The sequence below is a fragment of the Paenibacillus sp. NPDC057967 genome (genome assembly GCF_042887015.1).
Lineage (GTDB): Bacteria > Bacillota > Bacilli > Paenibacillales > Paenibacillaceae > Pristimantibacillus.
In genome coordinates this window covers 367,598-379,988 of record NZ_JBHVQB010000003.1, presented here as the reverse complement: position 1 = coordinate 379,988, position 12,391 = coordinate 367,598, and the positions used below count along the sequence as shown (strand labels likewise).

Sequence of the window (12,391 nt, the reverse complement as noted above, 5' to 3'; positions counted from 1 at the left end):
TCAAATAACATGGGAACATACTCTTATTCGAAGAACTATAAAAGAACATACTTTTTGAAGTGCCCTGTATGCAACAAAATGTATACTTCAGATGATTTTTAACATCATCTGAGCGCTGCAGTCTGAGGAGGATATGATTTTGAAGAATGCCGCATCTCCCAATTCATTTTTCAGCAAGCTGATCAGGAAATGGCTATCGTTATTTCTGTCTTTGATGTTTGGTTATTTTATTCTGATAGGGGTTCATTATTTCATAGATTTTGATTTTTCAAATGAATGGTTTGCCAGTTCATTTTTGCGTATAGTCATCATGCAGTTGCTATTCACTTTTGTATGCGCGTTGATTTTATCGATAGGAAAAATAAAGCTTCCCACGATGAATGCTGCTTGGAGGATGATGATCGCCTTATATATCCCGCTGATTCTGGGGTTTTTATTGGTGCTTGATTACGGGAACGACGGCATGATTAAACAACTGATCGACTCGCTCAGCAAGTCTGCGCCGGTGGAAGAATCCATACGCTCCTTTATTTTGATGGCTCAGATTATGGTTGGACTAATCTTTTTGAGGCCATGGAGAGATAGAATAGCCCTCCTTACAGGGATAATCTATGCTTCTGTACTTTATTTGCTGTTGAATTATTATGAGATGCTTTTAACGTGGATGATATTCGGTGAGCTGTAAGGGAAGTTATTTATTGTAATTAGGATGAGGGTTACTCTAATAAAGAGTCGGCGAATACAGCTATGGAAACGCTAAGTATCGTCGAAAACATCAAGATTATTAACGAAGCAACTCCAAACAAAATTGAAAGCTTAATTATATTGTTGAAAAAATTCCTCCTGTCTGTTCTCCCACAATAATTTTATTGTGTTTTAGAAATCATCCATTCTAAAAAGATAAAAAAGCGAGGTGCCCAATGTCCTACCACATAAGAGTCAGACCTACTGCATTAGTCATAAAAGATAACTGCATCTTGCTAGTAGAATATAAAGATGACAAGGGGATTCATTATAATTTGCCTGGTGGCGGGGCCGAACCAGGTGAAACCATAATCGAAGGTGTGAAGCGGGAAGTCTATGAGGAGACAGCGTCTGAGGTTGAAGTAGGACCGCTTGCATTTGTATACGAGTGTGCATCACACAAACAGTCAGGCGATTATCCTGATGCCCCTCACACATTAAATTTGATATTTGAATGTACGCTAAAAAAGGGAGCTGATCCTAGACTCCCTGATTATCCCGATTCGAGTCAATCGGATATTAAGTGGGTTCCTCTAGAAACGCTCGATAGCATCATTTTATTTCCAAACATAAGAAAAGAAATTGTGGAATACATAAGTAGCCGAAGAAATATTGAAATCATAGAAGACTTCAAATTAGAGAGCTATTCAAAAAAGGTGTAGGTTTGTTCAGCTCAAAACCGAAAAGTTAATCAAATAACAGAGAAGACACTGCACAAGTGTCTTCTTTTTTTACTTTCACCTGCTTTTTGGATTGCATCATAACGATAAGTTTGGATATCCATTTCCAATCCAACTCTTGATAAACTAGCAGGGAACTCCGACAAGGAGTGACTGGTGGAGTGGGCTATTTGACTTTTGCCTCCGCTCAGCCTCTGGTTAAGCGCTCGGAAAAGAAGGAGGATGTTCCATGTATAAGGTTTTGGTATCAGATCCGATTAGCGATTTTGGCCTGCAGCAGCTGACTTGTGCGGCGGATGTGGAAGTGACGAAGAAGACGGGATTGAGCGAGGACGAGCTTATATCCATCATCGGCTCTTATGACGCGCTGCTCGTCCGTTCCCATACCCAAGTTACTAGTCGCATCTTGGAAGCTGCGGTCCGATTGAAGGTTATAGGCCGGGCGGGAGTCGGCGTTGACAATATTGACCTGGATGCCGCAACGCTCCGGGGAATGGTAGTGGTTAATGCACCGGATGGCAATACAGTTACGACATGCGAGCATACCTTTGCCATGATTATGGCATTGGCTCGGCATATCCCGCAAGCCTATTCGACAACCGTTGCCGGGGCATGGGATCGCAAATCCTTTCTTGGCGTTGAACTGCGAGGCAAGGTTCTTGGCGTGCTGGGGCTCGGCCGTATCGGAATCGAAGTAGTAAAGCGCGCCGCGGCGTTCGGTATGACCATAATTGGCTATGATCCCTTTCTGACAGAAGAAAAGGCGGATGAACTGGGGATCAAGCTTAAGACAATTGATGAAATTATGCGAGCAGCGGACTTCATTACGGTGCATACGCCGCTGACGAGCGACACGCATCATCTGATCGGTAAGCGGCAATTCAGCATAATGAAACGGGGAATGCGTGTGATTAACTGCGCCCGAGGGGGGATTATCGATGAAGCCGCCCTGCTCGAAGCGCTAGATGAAGGGATTGTGGCCGGCGCTGCTTTTGACGTGTTTGAGAAGGAACCACCGGAGCCCAGCCATCCCTTTTTTACTCATCCAAATATCATTGTTACCCCGCACTTGGGCGCATCTACGATTGAAGCCCAGGAGAACGTAGCTGTAGCAGTATCGAAGCAGGTTATCCACTGTTTGCGTAACGAGCCGGTTCAGCATGCGGTTAATATGCCTGCCATTCCGGCCGGTCTTCGTAACAGGCTGCAGCCCTACTTTACTTTGTGCGACCAACTGGGAAAGTCGCTGGCTCAAATGACGGATGGCGCTGTGAGGGAAGTGTCGATTGAATGCGCGGGAGGGCTAACTGACACTGATATTGCGCCACTTGTACCCTATGCGCTCAAAGGGATATTGTCTCATCATCTCGGCCCGGAACAAGTCAATATCGTTAATGCATTATATAGGGCGAAGGAGCGGGGCGTCCAGGTCAAGACACGCAAATCCTTAATTGCCCAAGGCATGGCCGATGAGATTACGATTCGATTAAAGACTACGATAGAAGAAAGATGGGTAACGGGGACGGTATTGGCTGGCGTCGGCGAACGTCTCATTCGCATAGGGCCTTATCCGGTAGAGCTCAAAACGGCAGGGTATATCCTGTTAATCTCACAGCTTGATCAGCCAGGAATCATTGGGCGAGTCGGTATGTTGCTTGGAGAAAGCGGCGTTAATATTGCTACGATGCAGGTTGGCCGTACCGAGATTGGCGGTTCGGCGGTCATGATCTTGAAAGTGGATAAGAAAGTACCCGAGCAAGTGATGGAGGCCCTAAGCGCGCTCTCTGCCATTAAGCGTGTACGAGAGATCAACTTTGATTAGCCTTATTTGGAGGTGGAATGGATATGGATGCTTTAGTAGAAAAGAATCTCGAAACAATCAGGCGACAGATGGAACTGGCTTGTCTCGCATCAGGGCGCAACATAGATGAAGTGAAATTGTTGCTGGCGACCAAAACAGTACCGATCGAGAAACTGGAAAGGGCCATGCAAGCGGGTGAAACGTTATTCGGGGAAAATAAAGCTCAGGAGCTGCGAAGCAAATTTCCGCTTATGCAGCAATACGAACAGGTGGAATGGCATTTTATCGGCCACTTGCAGACGAATAAGGTTAAAGATGTGATCAAATATGTGACGCTCATCCATTCGGTAGACCGTTTGAAATTAGGCCAAGCGTTGCACCAGCAGTTGCAGAACGAGAATAAGGTCATGGATATTCTAGTGCAGATCAATACGTCATATGAAGAAAGCAAGTTTGGCGTTTTGCCGGAAGCGGCACTGGAGCTGGTGGAACAACTGTCGCAATTTGAAACGCTGAATATCAAAGGCTTGATGACGATTGGAAAGCTTGGCGCGAGCAGTAACGAGACCCGGCATTGCTTCCGATTATTAAAGCAACTTCAAATGCAAATCAAAGAGAAAGAGATTCCGCGAGCAGATATGGGTATTCTCTCCATGGGGATGTCCGGGGATTATAGGGTGGCTATTGAAGAGGGAGCAACAATCATTCGGGTAGGTACAAATGTATTCGGGCAGCGCTATCTGCCGGACGGGTATTACTGGAATGAAGATGTACGCGAGGATGAATAGAGGAGAGGCAGGAGAACGCTGATGGACACAAGATCCCCTTCGCTGCGCGGCCGCGATTTCATATCGCCTACGATCGCGGCTTTAATATCGGTCGTAGTCAACTATGGCGGAACCTTTATTCTCGTATTTCAGGCGGCGAAAGTCGCGGGGTTGAGCCCTGAAATGACTGCTTCATGGATATGGTCGATATCCATTGGGGTAGGAATAACCGGCATATGGCTCAGCTACCGTTACCGGGCGCCGATTATTACGGCGTGGTCAACGCCAGGGGTCGCTTTTCTCGTCTCGGCACTTGCGGTAACCCCTTATGCAGAAGCCATTGGCGCTTATATGATCTCCGCGCTGGGGTTTATCCTGTTGGGGTTATCCGGGATGTTCGAACGATTCGTGCGAATGATCCCGCCTGGTATTGCATCCGGGTTGCTGGCAGGTATATTGCTCCAATTCGGGATCTCGGCTTTTGGCGGCGTTGAGGTTGACCCTATGCTGGTCGTGATATTGTTTGCTGCGTATATTGTACTGCGGCGTTTTACATCCCGGTATGCGATCATAGGCATATTAGCAATCGGGCTAGTTTATTTGATTACTACGGGAAAAGCTGATTTCAGCAGTATCAAGCTTGCCGCGGCTTCACCGGTATTTGTTGTTCCCGAATTTTCTTGGCATGCACTGTTAGGCGTGGCATTGCCTCTGTTCATCATTACGTTGACAGGACAGTATATGCCCGGCATGCTGGTGCTGCGGAACGACGGATTCAAGACAAGCGCCAATCCCATTCTAACTGTAACAGGATTGGGATCGCTCCTTGCAGCGCCATTTGGTTCGCATGCTTTTAATGTAGCGGCCATTACGGCAGCGATTTGTACAGGGAAGGATGCACATGAAAATCCGGAAAAACGTTACCTTGCCGGGATTGCCTGTGGAATCTTTTATATCATCGTTGGGGTTTTTGGGGTTACGCTGGCCGCACTATTCCTCATCCTGCCCGCCACATTTATTGCGACGTTGGCAGGGTTGGCGCTGCTTGGCACAATAGGGGGCAGCTTGGCTAATGCTTTGACGGAGCCCAAAGGCCGCGAGACTGCACTTATTACTTTTTTGGCGACAGCAGCCAATGTTACCTTGCTAGGAGTCGGAGGCGCATTTTGGGGATTGATGGCAGGCTTAATAGCCCACGCATGGATGCATGGGCAATTTCGGAGAAAGTCATATGATGCGGATGATTCTTATCAGGCTAGTCAGAAATCTTAATCGGGCAAGTTTGCTTACTTAAAGCATCTCCGAGAGGCGATAAATGCCTTCTTCTATGGCGGCTTCATCTACTTTTGCAAAGCCGAGCACCCATCCCTTGCGATTGCTTTCCAGGCAATACGTGCTAAGCGGATAAACCCGAACCCCATGCTGGAGCGCTTGATTCGCGACAGCTTCTTCGTCGAAGGACGCCTCGGCTTCAAGCAGCATGTGCAGCCCCGTTTCTACGCCGCTTAGCGTAAAGCGTTGACCCAGATCGGTTGCGGCGATTGCTTTCGTCATCGCTTCATGCCGGCGCCGGTATACATTGCGGACTCTGCGCATGTGGCGAATAAAGTGGCCGTGCTCGATAAAATGAGCAAGTGTAACTTGCTCCATAATCGGAAGATGCCGATACACCAGCTCCTGTACTTGGGCTATCTGGCGAATGGCCGCCTTAGGACCAACAATCGCGGATAGCCGAACACCGGGGGCGACCATCTTGGAAAAACTCATCATGTACAGCGTATTTTGCGGCAACTGGCTGAACAAAGTCGGAAGCGGATCGCCGCGATAGCGGAATTCGCTGTCATAATCATCCTCAATAATCCAAAAAGGGCGTTGTGCCGCCAGATGAAGCAATTGCTGCCTGCGCGGTTCCGACATAATGACACCCGTCGCACATTGATGCGACGGGGTAACAAAGACCAGCTTGGAACAGTGGTCAATATGATCAACTTGCAGACCATGCTCATCGACAGGTACGGGATTGACCTCCATGCCCCGGTACTTCATCGCCATCCAGGCAGCAGGAAAGCCGGGATCTTCTACTGAAACCGTATCGCCTTCTTGTAAGAGCGCTTGAGCGATTAGATCAAGACTATGCTGAGCCCCTGAAGTTAATAGGATTTGGTCGATCTGTACATGGACGCCACGCGCAAGCGACAAGTAGCTTTGAATTTGCTCGCGCAGCGGCTCATAACCGTAGGCGTTGCCATATGACCATTGAGTCAAGTCAGGTACGGACGAGGTTTGTATATAGGATTGCCGCCATTGCTTATGGAATTGGTCATCCAAATAAGGCTCATGAGGGTTGAAGTTAATATCAGCATAGGTATTCTCTTTGCCGCGGAGCCAGTTCTGCAAGTGGCTTGCAGTTGCATTTAAAGCAGGCAACTCGGGTTGAAGCGGCCCCTGAGGAGTGACAGACTCGGAGGAATGAGGACGGAACGTCCAATCACTCACTCTTGTACCGCCCCGACGCGAAGTGATCGTATATCCACGGCTATATAACTCCTCGTATACAATCTGGATCGTCGAACGTGATACCCCTACTAGCTGGGCAAGCTCGCGAGAAGGAATCAGCAGCTCGCCTGGCGGCCACTTTCCCGTCTTAATGTTTTGGATAGCTTGATCCAGCAATTGCTGCCATATAGGACGGTTGTCGTCACGGTTGAATGATAGCATTGGGCTGCCCCCTCCAATGGAACTCGTGTAAATGATAGATTGTACGAATCCTATCACATAGAGTGCCTCTTCTGCAATTTGGAAGCAAGATCAAACGGATTGCCTCTGAAATTAGTGTGCCGGGCAATTGGAAACCGATCTTCCCGAATCAAACATGTTTTGCTCGTCAATCGGATTTTCTTTCGCTGTTATCGTGTGTGGACGCATGCGGTATACAGATACGGCTTGATGATCAAGTGAGGAGCGGTATTTATCCACATGAACCTTCGATAACGGGCGGTCATAATAACCGGGTACGTACTTGTTCAAAAATTGTTGAAGAACACTTGTCGAGTCATCCAGTTGTTCGACCTTTTCCACGATTCCGAATAGCATGACACTCATGTAGGCCGTATCTGTTTTCGCGGGGACGGGATCTGTTACGGTTCCAAACTCTTCGAATACAGTAAAACAAGCGTTATGATTTTGCCGGATAACGGAAATCTTTCTGCCGCTGCTTAGACCATGAAAGTAAATACATTTGTTCCACCAGACGTAATTCAAAGGCACGACGTACGGTTGAGGTCCGTCTGCCAAGCCTAATAAGCCAGTACGGGTATTCGTCAGGAAATGATCAATCTTTTCCTGATCCTCGCAGTTTCTTTGTGAATGAATCATGGTTCTCATAGGGAGTGGTTTCCTTTCTTCTGCTAAATGAATACATAAATTTTATAGTTATGAGTCTATCCTAGCTGATTTATGATGGTTTGCTATATCCAAAATAATGAGTTTCGAGCAATCCATATCGATGTAGAATGAACGAAGGCCCTCGGAAAAAGCGAAAGCTTTTAATTAGCTATGCTTAGCACAAAAGGAATGATATATTGGGTTTGAGTGATTGACAATTATATCCACAATTTAGTATGAAAAAAGATCGGAGTATGTTAATGAGTAACTTCCAACTGGTATTATTTGATCTGGACGATACGCTAGTCTACTTTTGTGATTATTGGGAAGCGAGCGCGAAGGATGCTTTTCGTTATTTTCGGGAAACCAGGGACTTGAATACCGATGAGCTATTTGAAGCATACAGGAAGCACGATTTGGATCTGGAGCAGTTGTATCTGCGGCAGGAAATTACGGTGGAACAATATCGAATCGAGAGAATTACCCGTACATTGCGAGACCATGGCAGGGAGATTGCTCCAGAATTCGCGCTCACTTTTGAAGATCGATACAAGACATTCAGCAGAATTCATATCAAGCCGAACGAGGAAATTACAAAAACCTTGCAACTATTATGAGGCAGCTATCATCTAGGTATTGTAACCAACGGGACGGCCAGCTGGCAGTACAATAAGATCGAGGCATTAGGATATGATGTGTTTTTCCCAAAAGAGAGCATCTTCATCTCCGAACAAATCGGGATAGAGAAGCCCCACCCGCTCATCTATCAATCAGCTCTAGATTACTTCTCCGTGGAGCCTCATGAAACCCTATTTGTCGGCGATAATTGGAGGAACGATGTGGCGGGTCCTGCCGAACTAGGCATGAAAGCTGTATGGCTAAATGAGACGGAGAGGCCTGTGCCTGCTGATGGCCTCTCATATGGTGTGATCAAAGAACTGCCCGAGCTTCTGAGGTTGCTTGCAACAAATCATCAAGAAAGGAAGGAGTCGTAATAAAGTGACGAGGAAACTTACGTTTGTTTTTGTATGTCTATTGATGTTCGCAGCTTTGATCGGCTGCACGAATTCGGGAGAGAAAGATAAGGTTGTTGAAGATGGCATTGTCGTTAACATGATTTCCACTTCGCTAGGCGGCGATAACCCAGATAATACACGTGTATCTTATTCTTTTGATGTGTGGAACAGGCTCGGGAAATCGGTAGTCGTCTTATCGGTGAAGCCCGTTATTTCGAAGGAGATTTTGGAACGGTTAGTCGAGCGTAATATTACATTAGAAGTGAATACCCCTGTGAAAAGCAATGAATCACAGAAGATATCGGGAGCGTTTCAGATCGATACCAAAGGAATGTCTAAAGACGAGGTAATCGACCTGGTTGGCTCCATTACACAATTCAGGATTGTAACGGAGCAGGTTGTTGGGCAAGAGTCTGGCAGTTCTCAATAATAAGGACATACAAAAAGCCTTCCTTCGAATGCGCTGTATGCATCCAAAGGAAGGTCTCATCTATTCACTAGAAGCTGTCCCAAAAGGACACCCCCATAAGCTTTACTCCGCAAATCCCGCAGACATCTGCTTTTCCTTCCACCATACTGTTATCGCCAGACCGACGAACATCACGGCGGCAGAGAAGAGATACGGATAGTTGATATTGATATCGAACAGCAATCCGCCCATAGCCGGACCGACGATATTGCCGAGGCTCGTGTACGTGGAGTTCATACCTGCGACATAGCCTTGCTCTTTGCCAGCTGCCTTGGACAAGTAGGATGTCAATGCCGGGCGCAGCAAGTCGAAGGCGAGGAAGATCAGACACGTCACACCTAACACCATCCAGAAACCGGACACCATCGTGGATAGAACGGCCAGGATAACGCCTGCGATCAGGCAGAGCTGGATCAGTTTCTTTTCACCCATTTTCTCTACCATCTTGCCGAACATGAAGACCTGAACAATGACGCCGAAGATCGCGCTTATTGTAATAATGGCAGCGATATCCTTGGGCGAGAAGCCGAACTTGTGATCAGAGAACAGGCTGAAGATTGTTTCATAAGCGGACAAGCCGAAGGCGAGTACAAATACGATCAGAAATGCGATAAAGAAAACCGGCTTTAGCGATCTTCTCATATCGCCCAGAAAGCTGGATGGATTAGCCTGAGTCGAGTATTCTGCAATCTGCTCTTTGGTGAGTGTCTCTTTCAAGATGAAGAATGACATGATACAAGCCAGGAACGCAATTCCCGCCGCAAAAAAGAACGGCAGCCGAATCCCGTATTCCGCAATGAAGCCGCCAATGCCGGGGCCTATGATGAATCCGGTGCTGATGGCTGCGGACAAGTAGCCCATCGCTTGCGGACGGTCTTCGATGGTCGTCACATCCGCAATGTATGCCGTAACGGCTGGCATGATGAATGCGGCGCTAATACCTCCAAGAATCCTTGAAAAGTATAACAAATAGACATGAGTGCCTAAACCAAAAATCAGTTCCGAAACGGCGAATATGAATAAGCCGATGACGATCATTTTTTTGCGACCGATACGGTCAACCCAGCGTCCGGCGATCGGCGACATCAGGAGTTGTGCGACTGCGAATACGGCAACCAAGTAGCCCATTGTTTTGCCCGACAAATCCATCGTTGTCATAATGGACGGCATGACGGGTATGACAAGTCCAATACCTAGAAAAGCGATAAAAATGTTGCTGAGCAGTATGATTAAGACTGCTTTTTGTTGATTGATACTCTTCTTCATCTTTCTCTACCTCATTGTGTCAGAATCAGTGATGTGAGATGCCCCTCCAGAACACAGACCAGCATGCCTCCAGCTTATCCTTCGGCCGCTGCTCATCATTGCCATATACAAGCTCGATCAAGATCGTATCCACGACTCCTGTGAAAGCCAGCGTCACGGATTTGGCATTCATGCCGACAATGGCATCGGCTTCAAGCCATTCCTTGAATTTGTTCTCCAGAATCGCTTGAACTTTATTTTCAATATCCATGACTTCCTCGCTGACGTCTTTCACCAGATGAGCCGGCGGGAAAAAGGACATGCGCAGCCAAAACTTTAATTGCTCATTCTTCTGGAACAAATCAATGGTCAGCTTCAGAAATCCGTACAGATCCTTCTCCGGATGCTGCGCGTCAAGCTCGCTGAAATAATCAAGCTTGGATGATAGCTCGGTCTCCTTGGCATCCCGCAACACTTGCATAAATAAATCGTCTTTGCCTTTAAAATGGGCGTAAATCGATTGCTTCTTCATGCCTACTTCATCGGCAATCTGGGATAAGGATGCCCCTTCATAACCATGGATGGTGAAGTACTTAAGTGCTGCCTCCTTAATTTCATCACTTTTCATGCTTACCGCCCCCAAATAATTAACGAACGTTCGTCAGTTATCTTAACAAATAAAACCATGTTTCGCAACTGGAAAATGCTTGGTCATGACCAAATGATGCCCTAATCGGTGAATGTTCATGAATGACGCGTAGGCCGCTGTCCATAAGAGGCAGCAATCATTCATTTTGGGCGAAAAGTGTGGAGGCAATGGCGGGCTTCGTTTACAATAAATAGGAAGACGAGGCCGAGGGGGATACAGGATATGTCCAACCGGGGGAGGGAGGGAAGCTGGGCAGGAACGGAGAATCCGTCAATATCCATGCTGTCGGGATTTTGAATATGTTTTTTAACAAGTGATGGGCATTAGAAGGAGAATGGTTGAATGTCATACACAAAACCAGTAGTTATGGACCCTTACTATGATCAACCTGAATGGATGACCAACGAAATCATACGAAAAGAGTTTATTTGTTTGTCCTCTGAATCCAATGAACATGATGTTGAATTATTTCTTATCCTTTTATTTGGTTTCAATCATATCCCTGTTAATCAGTCATTCCAGAAGTCGTTCAATGAATTATTAAAGGAAGAGGAAGTTGCTATTTCTGGGGGGATTGCTTTTTTTCAAGATGAGCAGAGCTTTATTCTGCCGAGCTGTTGTTGTGGCTTGGAAAAGATTTCGGATATTGTCCATTCGATTAGGAATAAACAAAGTCCATGGCTAGGGCATGACCCTTTTCCGAGTGTTACATATGAAGGAGATAAAGCTTTGGTTTGGCCAGATGATCCGGAGGCATGCATAAGCAAGGGTTTTTTGCCAATTAAATATCATTATAAAGAGCTTGTAACAAGTCTTGATAAATCAGTAGAATACCTTCATGACTTTATAGATGGACCTCTATACAGATGGATTGGCAAGAGAGACAATAAGATAGCAGATGCCGTAAGAGAACAAATGAAAAGATGGTTTGAGCATTGATCCGGCGTTACTACCATCGAGCGGAGGAAAAATGAACAGAAAAGTGAAATTAACCTTTGGCGTTATTATGGTCGCATTCATTATATTAGGGATCACGAACCCTGGTAATGCAGATCCCAGGTTTACGAGTTGGCTGGAGAGGGAGCACGGCATTTATTGTACGTATGACGGCAACCTGAGAGCATGCAAACAAATCATAGACAACACGGAGAAAATCATTACGAACAAATCTGGGAAGACGACAAATACGGGGTTTTATACGGAGTATAGGCGCAATATCACCTTCGAAGACGGCGAGAAAACCGAAATCCGGGCACTCGGCATACTAACTATGTTTTTCAACCAATAAGAATGGCGGCGTTCAAATGGGCAGCATCGACAAACGAGATAGACTTAGCGAAGAAGTGTTCACTTACAAAACGAGCAAAGACAACAAGGTATTTATTGACTGGCAAGGGAGACAAGTCACGATTCTGTCAGGCAAGGCGAGCGAAAAGTTTTTGAAAGCGATTGAGGGCAAAGAACATAAGGAAGCCCAGCTTATTATGGCTAAGGCTACAGGGAATTTCAAACGAGGCAATGAGAAGGACAATTAGGGAAAGTCATAGCTGAATCATGAGTGATTCATGATTCAGCCTCCCATAAAATTAGGTCTATATGTTCTTTATCAAGAACGATGATCCTGCTATAGTTAATG

At 46.3% G+C, this 12,391-nt stretch carries 14 protein-coding genes and 1 pseudogene; 11 read left to right on the top strand and 4 right to left on the bottom strand.

The window, feature by feature from the left end:
- Window positions 1-139 precede the first annotated feature (139 nt).
- From ACFVSO_RS09120 to ACFVSO_RS09100, 5 genes are all read left to right on the top strand, one after another.
- Window positions 140-685 carry a hypothetical protein gene (locus ACFVSO_RS09120; RefSeq protein WP_387472412.1) on the top strand — a complete coding sequence of 182 codons (546 nt, stop codon included), beginning with the start codon at window positions 140-142 and terminating at the stop codon, window positions 683-685.
- 235 nt (window positions 686-920) lie between these two features.
- Entirely contained in the window at window positions 921-1,406 is a 486-nt protein-coding gene (locus ACFVSO_RS09115) for an NUDIX domain-containing protein (protein ID WP_387472410.1), read from the top strand.
- A 247-nt stretch (window positions 1,407-1,653) separates the two neighbouring features.
- Window positions 1,654-3,246, top strand: a complete 1,593-nt coding sequence (gene serA, locus ACFVSO_RS09110) for a phosphoglycerate dehydrogenase (RefSeq protein ID WP_387472408.1) — start codon at window positions 1,654-1,656, stop codon at window positions 3,244-3,246.
- 23 nt (window positions 3,247-3,269) lie between these two features.
- A complete protein-coding gene (locus ACFVSO_RS09105) occupies window positions 3,270-4,013 on the top strand; it encodes a YggS family pyridoxal phosphate-dependent enzyme (RefSeq protein WP_387472406.1) in 744 nt (247 codons plus the stop codon).
- A 21-nt stretch (window positions 4,014-4,034) separates the two neighbouring features.
- Entirely contained in the window at window positions 4,035-5,264 is a 1,230-nt protein-coding gene (locus ACFVSO_RS09100; RefSeq protein WP_387472404.1) for a benzoate/H(+) symporter BenE family transporter, read from the top strand.
- Window positions 5,265-5,282: 18 nt separating this feature from the next.
- Here ACFVSO_RS09100 and pdxR read toward each other — a convergent pair whose 3' ends face one another.
- Window positions 5,283-6,710, bottom strand: a complete 1,428-nt coding sequence (pdxR, locus tag ACFVSO_RS09095) for a MocR-like pyridoxine biosynthesis transcription factor PdxR (RefSeq protein ID WP_387472402.1) — start codon at window positions 6,708-6,710, stop codon at window positions 5,283-5,285.
- 111 nt (window positions 6,711-6,821) lie between these two features.
- Complete coding sequence (locus ACFVSO_RS09090) at window positions 6,822-7,376, bottom strand: pyridoxamine 5'-phosphate oxidase family protein (RefSeq protein ID WP_387472400.1); 555 nt, start codon at window positions 7,374-7,376, stop codon at window positions 6,822-6,824.
- A gap of 260 nt (window positions 7,377-7,636) precedes the next feature.
- Between ACFVSO_RS09090 and ACFVSO_RS09085 the strand changes: the two genes are divergently transcribed.
- From ACFVSO_RS09085 to ACFVSO_RS09075, 3 genes and pseudogenes are all read left to right on the top strand, one after another.
- Window positions 7,637-7,993, top strand: a complete 357-nt coding sequence (locus ACFVSO_RS09085; protein WP_387472398.1) for an HAD family hydrolase — start codon at window positions 7,637-7,639, stop codon at window positions 7,991-7,993.
- A 15-nt stretch (window positions 7,994-8,008) separates the two neighbouring features.
- Window positions 8,009-8,371: pseudogene (locus ACFVSO_RS09080) on the top strand (HAD family hydrolase); the annotation flags it as partial.
- Between the two features lie 4 nt (window positions 8,372-8,375).
- On the top strand, window positions 8,376-8,822 hold the full coding sequence (locus ACFVSO_RS09075; protein ID WP_387472395.1) for a hypothetical protein: 447 nt from the start codon (window positions 8,376-8,378) through the stop codon (window positions 8,820-8,822).
- A gap of 102 nt (window positions 8,823-8,924) precedes the next feature.
- On the opposite strand, the gene ACFVSO_RS09070 is transcribed toward ACFVSO_RS09075, so the two are convergent.
- A complete protein-coding gene (locus ACFVSO_RS09070; RefSeq protein ID WP_387472393.1) occupies window positions 8,925-10,127 on the bottom strand; it encodes an MFS transporter in 1,203 nt (400 codons plus the stop codon).
- A gap of 25 nt (window positions 10,128-10,152) precedes the next feature.
- Window positions 10,153-10,734, bottom strand: a complete 582-nt coding sequence (locus ACFVSO_RS09065) for a TetR/AcrR family transcriptional regulator (RefSeq protein ID WP_387472390.1) — start codon at window positions 10,732-10,734, stop codon at window positions 10,153-10,155.
- 363 nt (window positions 10,735-11,097) lie between these two features.
- Between ACFVSO_RS09065 and ACFVSO_RS09060 the strand changes: the two genes are divergently transcribed.
- The 3 genes from ACFVSO_RS09060 to ACFVSO_RS09050 are packed head-to-tail and all read left to right on the top strand — an operon-like array spanning window position 11,098 to window position 12,290.
- Window positions 11,098-11,694, top strand: coding sequence for a hypothetical protein (locus ACFVSO_RS09060; RefSeq protein ID WP_387472387.1), 597 nt, complete (start codon window positions 11,098-11,100; stop codon window positions 11,692-11,694).
- 31 nt (window positions 11,695-11,725) lie between these two features.
- On the top strand, window positions 11,726-12,043 hold the full coding sequence (locus ACFVSO_RS09055) for a hypothetical protein (protein WP_387472385.1): 318 nt from the start codon (window positions 11,726-11,728) through the stop codon (window positions 12,041-12,043).
- A gap of 16 nt (window positions 12,044-12,059) precedes the next feature.
- Complete coding sequence (locus ACFVSO_RS09050; protein ID WP_387472383.1) at window positions 12,060-12,290, top strand: hypothetical protein; 231 nt, start codon at window positions 12,060-12,062, stop codon at window positions 12,288-12,290.
- The last annotated feature ends 101 nt before the right edge of the window (window positions 12,291-12,391 follow it).

What these genes read in the sequence shown, in the direction of transcription:
- ACFVSO_RS09100 (WP_387472404.1), top strand. Translation starts at nt 4,035, where the DNA reads ATGGACACAAGATCCCCTTCGCTGCGCGGCCGCGATTTCATATCGCCT.
- ACFVSO_RS09090 (WP_387472400.1), bottom strand. Translation starts at nt 7,376, where the DNA reads ATGAGAACCATGATTCATTCACAAAGAAACTGCGAGGATCAGGAAAAG.
- pdxR (WP_387472402.1), bottom strand. Translation starts at nt 6,710, where the DNA reads ATGCTATCATTCAACCGTGACGACAACCGTCCTATATGGCAGCAATTG.
- ACFVSO_RS09115 (WP_387472410.1), top strand. Translation starts at nt 921, where the DNA reads ATGTCCTACCACATAAGAGTCAGACCTACTGCATTAGTCATAAAAGAT.
- ACFVSO_RS09050 (WP_387472383.1), top strand. Translation starts at nt 12,060, where the DNA reads ATGGGCAGCATCGACAAACGAGATAGACTTAGCGAAGAAGTGTTCACT.
- ACFVSO_RS09060 (WP_387472387.1), top strand. Translation starts at nt 11,098, where the DNA reads ATGTCATACACAAAACCAGTAGTTATGGACCCTTACTATGATCAACCT.
- ACFVSO_RS09070 (WP_387472393.1), bottom strand. Translation starts at nt 10,127, where the DNA reads ATGAAGAAGAGTATCAATCAACAAAAAGCAGTCTTAATCATACTGCTC.
- serA (WP_387472408.1), top strand. Translation starts at nt 1,654, where the DNA reads ATGTATAAGGTTTTGGTATCAGATCCGATTAGCGATTTTGGCCTGCAG.
- ACFVSO_RS09105 (WP_387472406.1), top strand. Translation starts at nt 3,270, where the DNA reads ATGGATGCTTTAGTAGAAAAGAATCTCGAAACAATCAGGCGACAGATG.
- ACFVSO_RS09065 (WP_387472390.1), bottom strand. Translation starts at nt 10,734, where the DNA reads ATGAAAAGTGATGAAATTAAGGAGGCAGCACTTAAGTACTTCACCATC.
- ACFVSO_RS09085 (WP_387472398.1), top strand. Translation starts at nt 7,637, where the DNA reads ATGAGTAACTTCCAACTGGTATTATTTGATCTGGACGATACGCTAGTC.
- ACFVSO_RS09055 (WP_387472385.1), top strand. Translation starts at nt 11,726, where the DNA reads ATGAACAGAAAAGTGAAATTAACCTTTGGCGTTATTATGGTCGCATTC.